The 17103-nt window shown below is 59.8% G+C and carries 15 protein-coding genes and 3 pseudogenes; 14 read left to right on the top strand and 4 right to left on the bottom strand.

What is annotated here, in order from left to right; all coding sequences use genetic code 11:
- Positions 1-10: 10 nt before the first annotated feature.
- Positions 11-2263 (top strand): TonB-dependent receptor family protein, encoded by a 2253-nt coding sequence (locus J2S32_RS08940; protein WP_253520388.1) that lies wholly within the window; start codon positions 11-13, stop codon positions 2261-2263.
- A gap of 265 nt (positions 2264-2528) precedes the next feature.
- Here J2S32_RS08940 and J2S32_RS08935 read toward each other — a convergent pair.
- Both J2S32_RS08935 and J2S32_RS08930 read right to left on the bottom strand, forming a co-directional pair.
- Positions 2529-2849, bottom strand: a pseudogene (locus J2S32_RS08935) (YnfA family protein); the annotation flags it as partial.
- Entirely contained in the window at positions 2846-3244 is a 399-nt protein-coding gene (locus J2S32_RS08930; RefSeq protein ID WP_253520386.1) for a MerR family transcriptional regulator, read from the bottom strand. The gene J2S32_RS08930 and the pseudogene J2S32_RS08935, both read right to left, overlap by 4 nt.
- Positions 3245-3321: 77 nt before the next feature.
- Between J2S32_RS08930 and J2S32_RS08925 the strand changes: the two genes are divergently transcribed.
- Positions 3322-3939 (top strand): cation transporter, encoded by a 618-nt coding sequence (locus J2S32_RS08925; protein WP_253520384.1) that lies wholly within the window; start codon positions 3322-3324, stop codon positions 3937-3939.
- Between the two features lie 956 nt (positions 3940-4895).
- Here the strand turns inward: J2S32_RS08925 and J2S32_RS15715 are convergent.
- A complete protein-coding gene (locus tag J2S32_RS15715) occupies positions 4896-5018 on the bottom strand; it encodes a hypothetical protein (RefSeq protein ID WP_301298760.1) in 123 nt (40 codons plus the stop codon).
- 87 nt (positions 5019-5105) lie between these two features.
- Positions 5106-5483, bottom strand: coding sequence for a copper-binding protein (locus J2S32_RS08920; protein WP_253520382.1), 378 nt, complete (start codon positions 5481-5483; stop codon positions 5106-5108).
- Positions 5484-5785: 302 nt separating this feature from the next.
- Between J2S32_RS08920 and J2S32_RS15830 the strand changes: the two are divergent.
- The 12 genes and pseudogenes from J2S32_RS15830 to J2S32_RS08865 form a co-directional block, all read left to right on the top strand.
- Positions 5786-6229, top strand: a pseudogene (locus tag J2S32_RS15830) (multicopper oxidase domain-containing protein); the annotation flags it as partial.
- Positions 6230-6461: 232 nt separating this feature from the next.
- A pseudogene (locus J2S32_RS15825) lies at positions 6462-6578 on the top strand (hypothetical protein); the annotation flags it as partial.
- A gap of 24 nt (positions 6579-6602) precedes the next feature.
- On the top strand, positions 6603-7181 hold the full coding sequence (locus J2S32_RS08910; protein ID WP_253520378.1) for a multicopper oxidase domain-containing protein: 579 nt from the start codon (positions 6603-6605) through the stop codon (positions 7179-7181).
- Positions 7182-7198: 17 nt separating this feature from the next.
- Positions 7199-7642, top strand: a complete 444-nt coding sequence (locus J2S32_RS08905) for a DUF411 domain-containing protein (RefSeq protein ID WP_253520375.1) — start codon at positions 7199-7201, stop codon at positions 7640-7642.
- 220 nt (positions 7643-7862) lie between these two features.
- Positions 7863-8309, top strand: a complete 447-nt coding sequence (cueR, locus tag J2S32_RS08900) for a Cu(I)-responsive transcriptional regulator (RefSeq protein WP_253520372.1) — start codon at positions 7863-7865, stop codon at positions 8307-8309.
- Positions 8310-8489: 180 nt separating this feature from the next.
- Positions 8490-8915 carry a CBS domain-containing protein gene (locus J2S32_RS08895; protein ID WP_253520370.1) on the top strand — a complete coding sequence of 142 codons (426 nt, stop codon included), beginning with the start codon at positions 8490-8492 and terminating at the stop codon, positions 8913-8915.
- 655 nt (positions 8916-9570) lie between these two features.
- Positions 9571-9891 (top strand): hypothetical protein, encoded by a 321-nt coding sequence (locus J2S32_RS08890; protein ID WP_253520368.1) that lies wholly within the window; start codon positions 9571-9573, stop codon positions 9889-9891.
- Between the two features lie 279 nt (positions 9892-10170).
- Positions 10171-10611 (top strand): hypothetical protein, encoded by a 441-nt coding sequence (locus tag J2S32_RS08885; protein WP_253520366.1) that lies wholly within the window; start codon positions 10171-10173, stop codon positions 10609-10611.
- A 149-nt stretch (positions 10612-10760) separates the two neighbouring features.
- Positions 10761-11969, top strand: coding sequence for a TolC family protein (locus tag J2S32_RS08880; RefSeq protein WP_253520364.1), 1209 nt, complete (start codon positions 10761-10763; stop codon positions 11967-11969).
- Positions 11966-13492, top strand: a complete 1527-nt coding sequence (locus tag J2S32_RS08875; RefSeq protein ID WP_253520361.1) for an efflux RND transporter periplasmic adaptor subunit — start codon at positions 11966-11968, stop codon at positions 13490-13492. The genes J2S32_RS08880 and J2S32_RS08875 overlap by 4 nt, the downstream gene beginning before the upstream one ends.
- Positions 13489-16656: an efflux RND transporter permease subunit gene (locus tag J2S32_RS08870; protein WP_253520359.1), complete on the top strand. Its 3168-nt coding sequence runs from the start codon at positions 13489-13491 to the stop codon at positions 16654-16656. The genes J2S32_RS08875 and J2S32_RS08870 overlap by 4 nt, the downstream gene beginning before the upstream one ends.
- Entirely contained in the window at positions 16635-17033 is a 399-nt protein-coding gene (locus tag J2S32_RS08865) for a copper-binding protein (RefSeq protein ID WP_253520357.1), read from the top strand. Before J2S32_RS08870 ends, J2S32_RS08865 begins: the two co-directional genes overlap by 22 nt.
- Positions 17034-17103: the final 70 nt, after the last annotated feature.

Below are 17103 nucleotides of genomic sequence, written 5' to 3'. Positions count from 1 at the left end.
GGAAGTCTTTATGTATCGCGCTGCCGTCTCGTCCCTCGCAATTGCTCTGTCCGCACCGGCTCTGGCCCAGGAGACTGCCGGGTCTGATGGCGAAGAGCTGCGCGCAGGGCAGGTCGCAGAGGACCGCCGGGAGAATCCGGCTGAATCGATTATCGTAATCGGTGGCCGCATTGATCCTTACCGGATCGCCGGGTCGGCGAATCTTATCGACAGCGAGGATCTGCGCCGTTTCGATCATGGGGATGTAAATCGCGTCCTGCGGCAAATCCCCGGCGTCAATACGCAGGAGGAAGACGGGTTCGGCTTGTTCCCAAACATCGGTCTGCGCGGTAGTCCGGTCGAACGTTCGAGCAATATCACGCTCATGGAAGACGGCGTGCTGATCGCGCCTGCTCCCTATGCCGCCCCGGCAGCGTATTATTTCCCGGCCATCGGACGCATGCAGGCGGTCGAAGTCACGAAAGGCGCTGCCGCCATTCGCTATGGCCCCCGTACGATCGGCGGGGCGGTCAACCTCCGGTCGACCGACATTCCGACCGACGGGCTGGCCGGCTACGCTTCCGGGCAATACGGGTCGCGCGACTATTATCAGGGACAGGCCTGGGTCGGTGGAGACACGGACTATGTCGGCGCGCTGCTTGAAACCTATCAACAGGGCAGCGACGGCTTCAAGACGGTCGATGGGCGCCCGGACGCCGACACCGGTTTCGAGCGCCAGGATTACCGTGGACGTCTGGCTGTTCACACGGCACCGGCCGCGCCCGTCGAGGCGCGACTGGAATTCGTCTATGGCCGATCGGACCTTGAAGCCAACGAGACCTACCTTGGACTGGCCGATAACGATTTCGCGGCGGCCCCCTATCGTCGCTATGCGGCGAGCCAGCGCGACGCCTTCACGGGTGAGCATGATCAATATCGCGTTGCCGGTAGTTTAGCGTTTTCTGACGAAACGAGGATCACCGCCACTCTGTACCGCAACGACTTTGCTCGCAGTTGGTCCAAGCTCCAGGATATCGACTTCGATGACGATGGCAGCTTCGATTCAATTAGCGCGGTTTTCGATAATCCCGATGACAACGCCGGGGCGCTTAGCATCTTGCGCGGGGCTGATAGTGCCACAGGTGCGGTTCGCATCCGCAACAACAACCGGGTCTATCGCAGCGAGGGCGCTCAGATTTCGCTCGAGCGTCCGTTCGAAACTGGCCGCGCAAGGCACAACCTAGCCGTATCTTTCCGCTACCATGAAGATGAGGAAGACAGGCTGCAAAACGAGGAATTCTACTCGCAGATCGGGGGCGATCTCGTCTTCGAACGGCAGACCGATCTTGGTCAGCAAGCCAACCGCGAAGCGAAAGCAAAGGCGATTGCGTTCTATATCGAGGACCGGATCGAAATCGGTGCCCTGACACTGACTCCCGGCTTGAGGTATGAAGGGATTGATCTGACCCGGCTCGACTATGCCGGGTTCGACCCGGATCGCTCGAATGGGCCTACACGTGTCCGTCAGACCAATATTGATCAGTGGTTGCCAGGTCTTGGCGCCACCTACGAGTTGGGTGATGCCATATTGCTGGCAGGTGTGTCGCGCGGTTTCTCGCCTCCCGGTCCCGGCAATCCTGATGCACGGGCCGAGGAAAGCTGGAACTACGAAGCCGGGGTCCGCTATCGGAGCGACAGGGTCCAGGTCGCCGCGATCGGCTTCTCCAACGACTACTCGAACCTTCTGGGCAACTGCACTCAATCCGTGGGCTGCAGCGTCGGTGACATTGGCGATCAGTTCAATGGCGGCGCGGTTACGGTCAAAGGCTTGGAACTGTCGGCGGCTGCGGAACCTCGTCTTTCCAATTCGGTCTCGTTCCCGCTCTCGCTTGCCTACACGTTTACGGATGCAGAATTCGACAGCAGCTTCGACAGCGAATTCTTTGGCGATGTGAACGAAGGCGATGACCTGCCTTACATCGCGCGCCATCAGCTTTATGCCGAAGCGGGGGTAAACATGGGACGCGCGGCAGCCACCGTTGGCGCCAACTACATTTCCGAGTTGCGCGACGATCCAGGAAGCGGAGCCGTTGCTGAAAACGAGAGGATCGATGATCGCATCGTCTTCGATATTGCGGGAAGTTACGCGCTTACTGACAAGTTCTCCCTGTTTGCGCGCGTCGACAATGTTCTCGACAATCAATACGCCGTGAGCAGGCGCCCCTTCGGGCTGCGTCCGGGGGTCCCGCGGCGCATTGTGGGTGGTGCTCGGGTCAGTTTTTAAACTCCGCGTGAGGCTTTTGGCGCTGATATTCGCGCCCGCCCTTCATTTTGCGTGCCCGCAGGCGAGAACTGACTTGAAAGGTGAATTGAGCTCGAAAGCAAATGCTGCTCGGGATTCGGCAAAGCGAGATACTCTGCGGCAAGGCTGTTGCGAACGCCGAGGCGCATCAATTCTTCCGCGGGCCTAAGCGCTCGCAGTACAATCGCGTGCCTTGAGAGGTGGGTCGGTGCTTTCTTTTCCAGAAACTCTCCGCAGCCTTGCAGGCCGCGCGTGGCGCAAAAAGGATGATCGCAGCGCCGGCGAGACATATCGATGCTCCCAACACATCCCAGCGATCCGGCCGAGTATCTTCGACGAGCCAGAGCCAGCTAAGCGACGCGGTGATGTAGACGCCGCCATAGGCGGCGAAGGCTCGCCCTGCAGCATCCGCCTCAATGCGAGCAAGGAGATAGGCGAACAACACGAGCGCCAATACTCCGGGAAGGAGCCACCAGGCGCTCCTGTCCATTCTGAACCAGGCCCAGAACGCAAAGCACCCCGCAATCTCGGCGAACGCGGCAAGGGGATAGATCCATATCGCGTTCACGCTTCAGTCCCCTCGGCGAGCGCTTCAATGATCAGACAGGTGCCGACCGTTCCTTGCTCGCAGTTTTCCAGCATCCGGCGCAGTTCCCTTCGGAGAGCCTCCAGATCGGCAATCTTGCGGTTGACTTCGCACAGGTGCGCGCGTGCCAGCGTGTCGACCGCATGGCAGGCCCGCGACCGGTCGTCGGCCAGTTCGAGAAGGTCGCGAATGCGCGTCATGGAAAACCCCAGGTCGCGCGCGCGGCGAATGAAATTCAGTCTCCGGGCGTGCTCGGGACCGTAGTCGCGATAGTTGGCCTGTGTGCGGGGCGGGGACGCGAGAACGCCCTCGCGTTCATAGTAACGGATGGTTTCCGCCTTTACGCCCGCCGCGCGGGCGAGTTCACCGATGCGCATACATACCTTCCCCCGATCGCTTGACCTTGTAGCGACTACAAGGTGCATAAGGCGATCCGATACAAGGAGTCGAACGAATGGGAAAAAATTGCTGCGGTTTTGTCGAAGACCGCGAGGCGAATAATGATCCGCTGTGGCGTCGTATCCTGTGGATCGCGCTCATTCTCAATGCGGTTATGTTCGGCGTCGAAATCGTGGCGGGCCTAGCTGCTGATTCGCGTGCATTGCAGGCAGACGCACTCGATTTTCTGGGCGATGCGGCAAATTACGCCATAAGTCTCGGCGTTGCCGGAATGGCGCTTGCGTGGCACGCTCGCGCAGCCATTGCCAAAGCAGCGACCATGCTGGCGTTCGGGCTATGGGTGCTTGGCTCCGCGATCTGGGGTTTCTTTGTCGGTGCCTCGCCGGACGCCGGAACCATGGGCATTATCGGAACCGTCGCGCTTGCGGTGAATCTCGCGGTTGCCGCGATGTTGTTCCGGTTTCGCATGGGTGATGCCAACATGCGCTCGGTGTGGGTTTGCTCGCGCAACGACGCGATCGGCAATGTGGCGGTTCTGGGTGCGGCGCTGGGGGTCTTCGGAACCGGGCGCGCATGGCCCGACCTGGTTGTCGCCGCGATCATGGCGGGCCTTGCTCTCTGGGGCAGCATCGAGGTGTTTGCGCAGGCGCGCGGGGAGCTGCGCTCTACCTGAGAAGGAAATCCAAGAGGCAGTTACGTTATTGTACGACCTGTGCCGGCTAAGGCTGACTTCCTTACAAAGCCCGTTGAAGGCTGACCGCTTTTGATTATTGCAGGTAGCCGCATAAGTGCTGGTCCACCAAAACCTTCCTCGTGGTGGACTCAGGGAGATGATGATGTTCTCGGCGACGGGGCGACGATTTTCTCTCCTGGTGGAGACAGTCTTGATGCAATTCGTAGCGCTGCTCATCCTGGCGACCGGTGCTCACTTTCGATCGCTTCGACTAGGCTGACCCAAGTCCCATTTTCCGTGAGAGCCAAAGGGTCGCGGTCGGGACAAGGACCCACATGATTATGGGAACGAGTCCAATCTTTGTCCCAGGGACTAGCGGCATAGTGGGACTGTAGGTCCAGCCCCAGGCAGACCCAACGGCCAATATTTCGACCACGGATGTTATCGCCAGACCAATGGCGAGATAGATAAGGAAGCGGGATATTGGCCAGTCGACAAGCCAAGGTGTTCGGCGGTTTCCCAACGAGGCGCCCAGATAGGCCGCCACCATGATGCCCGCGTCACCGAACGATGCCAGACCACATCGGTATGCGGCTTCAACAGGACCAAGCCCGTCAGTGCTGTAGAACGGGAGCTGGAACATTTCCCAGGCGAAGGCAATCAGTCCGCCGAAAATGGCGATCCACAGGGCGGGATGCGCGCCTCGCCACACTGCTTCGGGCCTACCCGTATTTATAGGATCCAAACCTCACCATCCTATTTCAAGCCTGCGCTATTACCATGCAGAACCGTTAAACGACGAACCGGTCGTAATTGACTGCTAGCTTCTTGACGATGGCTGACCCGATATATCCGCTCGAACCGGTGACGATCACGACAGGCTTGTCTGGATCACTCATGTGCGAAATGCCATCGTGCGAAGGTCGAGACGCAAGCCGATAATCATATGCAAGGGCTCACTTCCGCAGATATTTAATAAGCGCAGCGATCACGAGCAGCAGGGCGACAATTACCAGTAACCAGACCAAGCCCATGCCGATCATCATCATGCCGCCTCCCATCATCGAACCGTCACCCATGATTGTCTCTCCCTTTTTTGCGGCGAAGCCGCAGTGTCGATACGCCTTCTACGCCCGAAGCGGCTTCACCCCTCACTCAAGGCGATTTTATACCGCATCCTTGGTAATCCCCGTGATGACATAAGTCTCACCGCTCTGGCCAAATTCGAAGTTCACGGAGTCGCCTACGGAGAATTCGTCGATCATGTCGGAAGATTGGGCCACGAAGGTCATGGTCATTGCGGGCCAATCGAGTGTCTCGACCGGGCCATGCGAGATCGTAATACGGCTGCCATCGATATCGGTGACGTCACCGCTCCCTGTGTGGAGAGGCCCCTCGATCTCACCTGCTGGCGTCTGATCTCCTGAACCCGCTGATACGTCTGCTCTCGTGCCGTCGCGAGGCTCCTGCGTGGCGCCTTCCTCGCCACACGAAACAAGCGCGAGCGAGGCGACAGCCATTATACCCAAGGCGATTTTGTTCATGCGATATATCTCCGTTTCAAAAGCATTAGGCTGCTTTTCGTCTAATGCGACCAACGTTCATGAGCGCGAAAGTTTCCCTTGCCGGACTGTGTGACAGTTGAACTTATCCGATGAACTGCCTCGGCGCAGGCAACGACAGGAGAATTCTCATCGCGGAGGTCATTGGTGAGGGCCTCCTGCGCGCGAATTGGGGCCGGGCCGATCATGGGCTTCCCTGAAAACGGTCCTTGACCTTACCATGATGGGAAGCCCTATCTTTGCTACTGGAAGGCGAGTGTAGATTGATCGGAAGGCGCCAGATCATGGCAATGAAAATTGCAAAGCTGAGCCGCCGCGGCTTTCTCGCGGGTGGCGGAGCGGTGGCCGTGACTGGCACTGCGGCGCTGTTCATGCAGCGTGGCGGCAGCGTGATGGCGGGATCTGCGGTCCGCGGACCGGTCGATATGCGTCTGCGCGCATCCCCCGCGACTGTGCCGCTCCTCGGCAATGCGCAGGGCGGGGTCGACGTATGGGTCTACAACGGCCAGGTGGCGGCTCCTGAAATCCGCATCAGGCAGGGAGAGCGTCTGCGCGTCACGCTCGACAATGGCCTTGCGCAGGACACTACCATTCATTGGCACGGCTTGCGTGTTCCCAATGCGATGGACGGTGTGCCGCATCTGACCCAGGATCCGGTCCGGCCGGGCCAGTCGTTCACCTATGATTTTGTGCCTCAGGATGCCGGCACGTTCTGGTATCATCCTCATCACCGTAGTTTCGAACAGGTCGCGCGAGGTCTTTATGCCCCGCTGATCGTCGAAGAGCGTGACCCGATCGTAGTGGACAGGGATATAACCTGGATGCTCGACGACTGGCGGATCGGTGCAGATGGTCAGATAAATGATGATTTCGGGAATCCGTCCGACGCCTTCATGTCCGGCCGCGTTGGTAACACGATGACGATCAACGGGCGTCCGCCGCAGCCGCAGCGGGGAGCGCATCCGACTGCGGCTGATCAATGCCGCGAACGCGCGGATCTTCGCGCTCGATTTTTCCCGTCTCAATCCGCAGATCATTGCCTTGGACGGACAGCCGGTAGCTCCGCACGAGGTCGATGGAGCGCTGCACATTGCTCCGGGAATGCGGATCGATCTGATTTTGGATCCTGAGGGCGCGCCCGGATCGCGCGTCACGATCGGAGACAGTTTCTATGAGGGTCTCGAATTTGCGCTGACGGACGTCGTTTATTCGGACACACCGCTGCGCGCAGACCCGTTGACGACTCCGATTGCGTTGCCGCCTAATCCCATCCCTGAGCCGCAAACAGAAACGTCGACCCGCCACGAAGTTGTGTTCGGTGGTGGAATGATGGGACCATCGGCGACCGGCAAGATGGACTGGACCGTAAATGGCGTGGCGGCCTCGGGCCACAATCTCGACCCCGTTCTGACCCTACCCAGAGGCGAGAGTGTCATTCTGACCCTTCGTAACGAGACGGCCTGGTGGCATCCCATCCATCTGCATGGGCACAGTTTCAGAGTACTTTCCCGAAACGGCAAGCCGACGCGATATCGCGAATGGCAGGACACGGTGCTCATAGCACCAGACGAGATTGTGGAAGTCGCTTTCGTGGCTGACAATCCCGGAGACTGGATGTTCCACTGCCACATACTCGAACATCAGGCCGCAGGCATGATGGCGACAGTCAGAGTGACTTAGATCAAAGGAGACGAAAGATGAGAAATGTAGTGGAAATCTTCGCCGCACTGGCGGTTCTCGTAGCAACACCGGCCCTTGCAGCGCCCCCCGAGAAGCCGCTTGCGACCCTTTTCAAGAATCCGCAATGCGGCTGCTGCGAAAGCTACGCGGCGTATCTGCGGGAAAATGGCTACGAAGTGAAGGTCGAAGCGACCAACGACTTGGCGTTAATCAAGCAGAGGCAAGGTATTCCGCAAGAGTTGGGGGGCTGCCACACCACGTTCGTGGGAGGCTATTATGTTGACGGGCATGTGCCGATCGGAAGCTTCGACCGCCTGCTGGCTGAGCGTCCGGAACTCAATGGTATAACGCTTCCCGGAATGCCCGCTGGCTCCCCAGGGATGGGTGGAACAAAATCCAGCCCCTTCACCATCTTTGCTTTGGCTCAGGGCGGCGAGCGGTCGGTCTACGCTGTCGAATAGGGGGCGGTAAGTGTCGCCCGACCAGGGTGGCCTGATCAGCCGGAGCGCATAAGAGAAAATCGCGTCGATACGACGGGCAGGCTTTTGCCACCTACCTGGGTCGGCCGGTAAGGGGATTCGGCACTTGATAGGGTAAAATTGCATCCCATCATTGGAAGCTTGGAAAGTGCCGAGAAAATACCAATTCGCGGGACTGTGCCAATATGAAGGAGAAATGATCATGAACATCGGGCAGGCAGCCGACAAATCCGGCGTCTCGGCCAAGATGATCCGCTATTATGAAAAAACCGGATTGATTGAGCCAGCGGAAAGGACGGCTTCGGGGTACAGGGTTTACGAGCCGCGAGACGTCCACACGCTTCGGTTCGTTCGCCGTGCCCGAGATCTCGGTTTTTCTGTGGAGCAAATCCAGGAATTGCTTGCACTTTGGCAGGATCGAAGCCGCGCCAGCGCCGATGTAAGGGCGGTGGCATGCGCTCATATTGAGCGTCTACGCGAAAAGATCGTCGGGATGCAGTCAATGGTTGCCACGCTCGATGAATTGGCGGCGAAGTGTACCGATGACGATAGGCCCGACTGCCCGATCCTTCGCGACCTCGCGCAGGGTAGTCCGTCCGATTGTGCGAGCGCTTTAGATCATCGGTTCGGTCCCGGGCGCCTGCAATAGGCCGGTACCCCGATCAATTGAAAAGGCGTGTGTTCGGGGAGCGCCAAGCGAACCGGCTTGCATACGCAACGGGTCGCGGATGTAATTGGAACCGAGAGCTTTTTTAGATCATTTACTACGCGAGCGCATAAATGCGCCGAAACACCAAAGTGGAGATGAACAATGGAAGCCCGAGATGTCATGACAGCCGACCCAGCCTGCTGCAGCCCATCAGATAGCGTCAAGGATGCCGCGACGCTGATGGTTGATAACGATTGCGGCGAAATTCCCGTCGTCGATGAAACCGGTGCCCTCGTCGGTGTCGTAACCGATCGCGATATCGCATGCCGCTGCGTCGCAGAGGGCAAATCAGCCGACACGCGGGTTGCGGATGTGATGTCCCCATCCCCTGTGACAGTCACCGCTGACACGAGCGTTGACGATTGCTGCAAGAAAATGGAGGACAACCAGGTCCGCCGACTTCCGGTGGTCGACGATGGAGGCAAATGCTGCGGCATCGTTTCGCAGGCCGACATTGCGCAAAACGCCGAGAAGAGCGAAACGGGCGATCTGGTCCGCGAGGTCTCGGAGCCTACAAAGGAAGCCGCTTCGGCGGGATGTTGCTAGGCAATTTTTAGGTCCTTGCTTCAAGCAGGTCACCGCAATCATGTACCATAGCTTTGTTGCTGACGCTGATTTCGGCGACGTCTAGAGTGCGCCGGTTGTCGATTAGATACGGCGCCGGTGCACTCTATGCCGTTTAGCACGGCGGACCAGACGAAGCCGAGCGATTGCCGACGAACAGTGTGCGCTAGCGCCAAGAAAGCCACCCTTTCTTCCATTTCAGAAAACTCTGAGAAAGGCCTTGACCTTCCCATGATGGGAAGGCCCATCTTGTGGCTATCAAGGACGAATCGAGGAGTACCCAAATGACGTCGAGTTCCACCGCGCTTGTTCCGTGGACGCCACAATTAGGAGCCCAGCAGCTTCAGGCGGCGACCTCGAAGTCATCGGGAGGCAAAAGTTGCGCGAGCCCTGCACGCTGGTCGACCAAGACGAAGTGGCTGATCGCCGCAAGCGTCGTTCTCGCTCTAGGCGCAGCAATACTGGGTTCGATGTGGTTCGGGTTCGCGGCGGTTTTGCCCCTGCTCTACCTGTTCCCATGCCTGGCGATGATGGCCATGTGCATGAAGGGTATGAAAAGCACGGGCCCAGAGGGCTCGGGCACCCAAAGTTGATTGAGCGCCTCCCTTTGTCACCGTATAATCTAAGGAGAATACCAATGAATCGTAATTTCAAAACAATGTTGACCGGCGCTGCTGTCGCTCTTGGTCTCGTTTCCACCGCCGCACTCGCCCAACAGGCTGACCGTGCTCCACAGGATGCCGATTCACACATGAACATGGGCAGCGAAGCTGGCGCGGAAGGGGCAATGCCGATGGGCGAGATGATGGCGATGATGCAGGATCCGGAAATGCGCCGCAAGATGATGGCGATGATGGAAAACTGCAAAGCCATGATGGAACGCATGGAGGCCATGTCCGCCTCGCAAGACATGTCGGCCTCGCGGGATATGCCCGCGTCCTCGCAGGATGAGAGGTGACGCGGAACCGGGCGCCGATCTATCCAGTTCGGCGCCGCTCCGTTTCGACCTTGTGCGCAGGCAGGCTGAAGGATGGTCCGTTAATGCGCATATTCGCAGAAGGGCTCACCGCCGGTTTCAGCGCACAGCGCTATCTGTTCTTCGACGGTCGCACCGTCATCCAAAACTCTTGGTGACCGAGGCTAAGGCTAAGATGCTTATCCATCGCTTCCATGATTGAATCAAAGGACGGACTTCAACGTGACATCGGGAAGCTTTCGTCAGCAGGCGTGGAACGCCATGAAATTTTCGGGCCATCAATCGGTCTTCGCACTTGCGTTTAATCGGTGGTCGACTTATCGCAAAAGAGTGTCGATAGGTCGTTTCCTTGCTGTTGTACTTTTTGGCCTCGGCCTTTTTGTACAAAGTGCTGCCCAAGCGGCGGCGGTTCCACAGTTGGGGGCAGCCGGGACCGTCCATTGCTCGGAAATGGGCGATATGATCATGGAAGGGGTGACGGATGGCAATTCGTCCGAAGAACCTCCATGCGACCAGAGGACACTCGATTGCGTCGTCGCGATGGGATGTCTTGCGCCAGCAAATATCCCCGGCACCAATGATAAGAGTATGGTTCCTTTGCGGGCCGATCGTGAGATCTATCTGACGGGCGATCTGATGGGTCTCCAGGGACGCCTGCTCACACCCGAATCCCCCCCTCCACAAGTTAACCTCGATATCTAGTCTTCTGTAGTCGGTGCCATGGTGCCGTAATACAAGCTGGAATAGTCTATATCCGCTCGCTTCGCACCGCGAAGCGAGAAGCCTTGGACTGTCCAGCATCAGAAATTCTACGAGGTTACACAATGAAATGGCGAAGCAGCTGCGCTTTCGTGGCTCTCATATTTGTCGCTCAAGGAGCGCAAGCACAGTCTGTCGGCTACGAAGAGGCTTTGCGCGCGGCCCGCGTCGAACAGCCTGTCCTGCAGGCGCGTGAACTTGAGGTGGAAGCTCTGCGGAACGCGGCGGAGGCTGCAGACGAATTGCCCGATCCGCGGCTACGAGCGGGCATCGTCAATTTGCCGGTCACCGGGCCGGCGGCGTTCGATCTCGACCGGCAGCTTCCGACCCAAGTCCAGGTGGGTGTCGAGCAAGAAATTCCCAATCTAGCCAAGCGACGCGCGAGGGCTGGGCTTGCGGTATCGGATATCCGCTTGGCCGAAGCTCGCCTCGGCGTTGTTGGCCGGGATGTCGAAGTCGCCGCTGGTCGCGCGTGGATATCACTGGCTTATGCGCAGCAGCGACTGGCGCTGGCCGTCGAGGCTCAGGATGAATTGCGCGAGCTCGTGCCGGTTGCTCGCAGCGCAGTCGCATCGGGTTCGGCGCGCCCTGCGGAAAGCCTCGAGATCCGCCGTGCACTGCTCGAGATAGACGATGCCCGGACGCGCATCGAAGCCGATCGGGAAGCGGCGCAGGCGCGGTTGACGCGGTATATTGCAGGGGAGGAGCCGGTGGCGCAAGGTCCGGTACCGCCCGCCGATGTCGATCCGATCGAGCTGCGCACTACGCTAGAGAGCAACCCCGGGATCCGTCTGGCGGACACTGCCAAGCAAAGGGCCCGCGCAGCCATCGATCTTGCCCGGGCGGAAAAGAGGCCCGACTTCGGCGTCAATGTCAGCTTCGGACGGCGAAATCCCGATTTCGGGAATGTCGTCTCGGTCATGGGTTCGGTAACATTGCCGATCTTCGCCGGTCGGCGGCAGGAGCCACGCATTGCCGCGGCCGAAGCGCAAGCGGCTGCGGCGCTGGCCGAGCGCGCGGACGAGCTACGCGAACTTGAAGCCCAGTTCGCGGCCGATCTCGCTGCCTGGCGCAGCGCGGCGCGCCAATGGCAGCGTGCCCGCGAGGAACTATTGCCCCTCGCTCGTGACAGGGCAGACCTTGAAATGGCGAGTTTTGCTGCAGGTCGCGCCGATCTGATCGACGTCATCGAGGCCCGGACAGCCTTGGCTCTACTCGAACTGGAAATCCTCGAACGCGAAGAAGCGACGGTCGAAGCCGCCGCGACTTTGCGACTTACCTACCGGGAGCACATGCAATGAAAGCCGCCTGGCAAAAACTCACCCCTCGCCAAAAGTCCTACACGCTTGCAGCCGGCATAGTACTTGTGAGCCTCGGCGCCGGCTACGGCATCGCCCAGCTTGGGGAAGGTTCCTCCGGTGCTTCGACCGGAGACAGCGCCGCAGCGGGAGCAGGCTGCGAGGAAGTGCTCTACTGGTACGATCCGATGGTGCCTGATCAGCGCTTCGACGAGCCGGGCAAGTCGCCTTTCATGGACATGCAACTGGTCCCGAAATGCGCCGGTGGAGACAGTGCCGGAGCGGGGGGCGTCAGCATCGATCCGCAGCTCGTGCAGAATTTCGGCATTCGAACGGCCGAAGCGGAAATGGGCGTGCTCGAACCCGAGACGAACGTCACCGGCACACTCGCTTACAATGCCCGGGAGGTGTCGATCGTGCAGCCCCGCGCCAGCGGCTTCGTGCAACGAACCTATGGCCATGCGCCCGATGACATCATTAGACAGGGTACCCCTTTGGTGGATTTGCTGATTCCCGAATGGGGCGGCGCGCAGCAGGAATATCTGGCGGTCGCCGCGACCGGCGATGAAGCGCTTACTCGCGCGGCGCGCGAACGGTTGCGGCTTCTTGGAATGCCTGATGGCGTAATCTCGTCGGTCGCGCGCAGTGGTCGCCCACGTTCCACCCTGACGATTACGGCGCCTTCTTCGGGCGCAGTTACCATGCTCGGTGTGCGACCGGGAATGAGCGTGAGCGCGGGCCAGACCTTGGCCGAAATCACCGGACTCAATCCGATCTGGCTGGAAGCGGCGCTTCCCGAAATCCTTGCCGCCGACGTACGGGTTGGCCAGCCCGTAAGCGCGACTTTAACTGCTTATCCGGGGGAACGTTTCGCGGGGCGGATTACTGCGATATTGCCCAGCGCACAGGAGGCCAGTCGAACGCTCACCGTTAGGGCCGAACTGCGCAATCCCAACCTTCGACTGCGTCCTGGCATGTTCGCACAGGTTTCGCTTTCTCCGGCTCGCCGCGAAGCGGTGTTAATTCCTTCCGAAGCAATTATCCGCACTGGCGAACGCACGATCGTGATGCTGGCGCAGGACGAGGGTGGCTATCGCCCTGCCGAGGTGCAGATTGGCCGTGAAGCGGGCGGTCGGACCGAGATACTCGCGGGCCTCGCGCCGGGCGAGGAAGTAGTCACATCGGGCCAGTTCCTGCTTGATTCCGAAGCCAGTCTCGCGGGGCTCGATGTCCGCGGCATCGACGAAGTGCCGACGGCCGCGGGTGCAAGCGAAACGCAGGACGATGCTGACGAGCCGCGCACCTACCGGGCAAGCGGCACTATCGAGCGTATAACTGCCCGCAATATCACCTTGCGGCACGGGCCCGTTGCCGCGCTCGAATGGCCGGCGATGACAATGACGTTCGCGACCGAGGGGGCAGCGCAGGTGCGCGGCTTCAAGCGCGGCGACCGCGTCTCGTTCCAGTTCGTACAGGGAACGGACGGCCCACGCCTCACCGGCATCAGGAAGGCAGGCGACCAATGATCGCGCGCATAATAGAAAGCTCGATCGCCAATCGCATGTTCATCGTATTGGCTTCGATCGCCATCGCGCTCGCGGGGTTCTGGGCCGTGCGGACCACGCCTGTGGATGCACTGCCTGACCTATCCGACGTTCAGGTGGTTATTCGCTCAAATTATCCCGGTCAGGCGCCCCGGCTCGTCGAGGATCAGGTCACTTATCCGCTGGCGACGACGATGCTCTCCGTACCCGGAGCCAAGACCGTGCGCGGATACTCGTTCTTTGGTGACAGCTATGTCTATGTCATTTTCGAGGACGGGACTGACCTTTACTGGGCGCGTTCGCGCGTGCTCGAATATCTCAACCAAGTGCAAGGGCAGCTTCCCGCAGGCGTGGAGAGCAGCCTCGGCCCCGACGCCACAGGTGTAGGCTGGATCTACGAATACGCGCTCGTCGACCGAACCGGTGGCAACGATCTGGCGGGTCTACGGAGTCTGCAGGACTGGTTCCTGCGCTACGAGCTCAAGACCATTCCCGGCATTGCCGAAGTCGCCAGTATCGGCGGTATGGTCAAGCAGTATCAGATTGTCCTGCAACCCTATCGGATGGCATCGCTCGGTGTGACGCATGCCGACGTCGTGCAGGCGGTTCGGGCTTCCAACCAGGAAGCGGGCGGCTCGATCGTCGAGATGGGCGAAGCCGAATATATGGTGCGCTCATCCGGCTATCTTGGCAGCCTCGATGATTTTCGGGCGATCCCCTTGCAAGTCGCAAGTGGAGGAGTCCCGGTGACGTTGGGCGACGTAGCGACCATCCAGATCGGACCCGAGCTGAGGCGCGGGATAGCGGAGCTCAACGGTCAGGGCGAGGTCGCCGGCGGGGTGGTGATCTTGCGTCAAGGGGCCGACGCGCGATCCGCAATCACCGCGGTCGAGGCGAAGCTCGAACAGCTTCAGCAAAGCCTGCCCGACGGCGTGGAGATCGTTACCACGTATGACCGCTCGCAACTGATCGATGCGTCGGTCAAGAATCTCACCACCAAGCTGGCCGAGGAGTTCATAGTCGTAGGCCTGATATGCGCCTTGTTCCTGTGGCATGTACGTTCGGCGCTGGTTGCCATCGTTACATTACCGCTGGGTGTGCTCGCCGCTTTCGTGGTCATGCGCTTTCAAGGGGTCAACGCCAACATCATGTCGCTTGGAGGCATTGCCATCGCGATCGGCGCGATGGTCGATGCCGCGATCGTCATGATCGAGAATGCTCACAAGCATATTGAGCGCTGGACGCATGAAAACCCCGACAGCGTGCTGGCGGGCGACGAACGCTGGCGGGTCATCGGGGATGCAGCGAAGGAGGTTGGCCCGGCGCTGTTCTACAGCCTGCTGATCATCACCTTGTCCTTCATTCCCGTGTTCACCCTCCAGGCGCAGGAGGGCAGGCTGTTTGCGCCGCTCGCCTTCACCAAGACCTATGCCATGGCCGGTGCAGCAATCCTTTCGATTACGCTGGTCCCTGTGTTGATGGGCTGGATGATCCGCGGCAAGATTCCGCCCGAAGACAAGAACATCCTGAACCGGGGCCTGACCCGCGCCTATCGTCCGGGTCTGGACTGGGTAATGCGCCGGCCGAAGGCAACGCTGGTCATTGCGGCGCTGGTCTTCGCGACGACACTCGTCCCCTTTACCCGGCTTGGTGGCGAGTTTCTTCCGCCGCTCGACGAGGGTGATCTGCTCTACATGCCCAGTGCGCTTCCAGGCCTGTCTCCCGGGCAGGCTTCTGCGCTCCTCCAGCGGACCGACCGCTTGATCAAATCAGTGCCTGAAGTCGAAACGGTATTCGGCAAGGCGGGCCGTGCCGACACGGCGACTGATCCAGCGCCATTGACGATGTTCGAAACCACCATCCAGTTCAAACCGCGCGACGAATGGCGTGAAGGTATGACACCCGACATGCTGGTCGAGGAACTCGACCGCGTGGTACAGGTGCCGGGTCTGGCCAATGTGTGGGTGCCACCGATCCGCAACCGGATCGACATGCTCGCGACCGGGATCAAGAGCCCGATCGGGGTCAAGGTTTCGGGTGAGGATCTTAGCGATATCGACCGGGTGGCGCAGGCTATAGAACAGGTCGGGAAGCAGGTGCCGGGCGTGAGCTCAGCCCTGGCCGAACGATTGTCGGGCGGGCGCTATGTCGACGTTGATATCGATCGCTTGGCTGCTGCCCGATACGGCCTCAACATCGACGACGTTCAAATGATCGTATCTGGCGCGATCGGCGGCGCCAATGTCGCACGCACGGTCGAAGGGCTGGCACGTTATCCGATCAATGTGCGTTATCCGCGCGAAATCCGCGACAGCGTGGGCGAACTCAGAGCGCTTCCTCTCCTGACACCGTCAGGGCAGCAGATCACGCTGGGTAGCGTAGCGCAAATTAGCGTAAGTAGCGGGCCGCCCATGCTCAAAAGCGAGCAGGGTCGACCGACGAGCTATGTCTATATCGATGTTCGCGGACGAGATCTCACTTCGGTCGTCAGCGATCTGCAGGAGGCGATCGCGGCAGAAGTCGATCTTCCGGCGGGCGTCAGCATATCCTACGCTGGGCAGTTCGAATATCTTACTCGCGCTGCCGAGCGTATGAAGATCGTTATCCCGGCGACGCTCGCGATCATTTTCCTGCTGCTCTATCTGATCTTCCGCCGCTTCGATGAGGCGCTGCTGATCATGGGTACATTGCCTTTCGCGCTGACCGGCGGGTTCTGGCTTCTGTATATGCTCGGCTACAACCAGTCGGTCGCGACTGCTGTCGGTTTTATCGCTCTTGCCGGTGTTTCGGCAGAGTTCGGCGTGGTCATGCTGATCTACCTGAAAGCGGCGCTGGAGGAACGCCCTCCCAACCCTTCGGAAGATGAGGTTGATCAGGCGATCCGCGAAGGCGCGTTGTTGCGCGTGCGGCCCAAGGCGATGACCGTAGCGGTCATTCTTGCCGGACTGTTTCCGATCCTGATCGGCACCGGCGCCGGGTCCGAGGTGATGAGCCGTATCGCGGCCCCGATGATTGGCGGGATGATCACTGCTCCCCTGCTCTCGATGTTCGTACTTCCCGCTGCATATCTGTTGATGCGGCGCCCCCGGACCAAACGGTCCAAACCCTCTGAAGGAGAAGAAGAATGCGTATTACAACCCTCGTGACCCTATTGGCAGCGCCGCTGGCACTCGCTGCCTGCGATTCCGGCGACAATACCGAAGCGATGGACGAAATGCCGATGGCGGACGGGCAGATGGCAGATGACCAGATGTCTATGGACGATGGCGACATGGCGATGATGGGATCGGACGGCGCGATGCAGACCGCCAGCGCCGAAGGAACCGTCACCGCCATCGACGCCGACGCGGGAACGATCACCGTCGACCACGGCGCTGTCCCCGAGATTGAATGGCCCGCCATGACGATGGGGTTCGAAGCCGACGAACAGCTGCGTCAGGACGTGGCGGTTGGTGACGCGATCTCGTTCGAATTCACTACCGGTGAAGGCGGCAACACGATCACTTCGATCACCAAGAAGTAATTTGCGAGCCGGCCCCGGACCGTATCCCCGGGGCCGGTATGATAGGAGAAGTACGATGATGAACGGTGAC

Origin of the sequence: Qipengyuania citrea, from assembly GCF_024171405.1 — a bacterium.
Classification (GTDB): Bacteria; Pseudomonadota; Alphaproteobacteria; order Sphingomonadales; family Sphingomonadaceae; genus Qipengyuania; species Qipengyuania profunda.
This window is presented reverse-complemented; position numbering and strand designations above follow the sequence as displayed.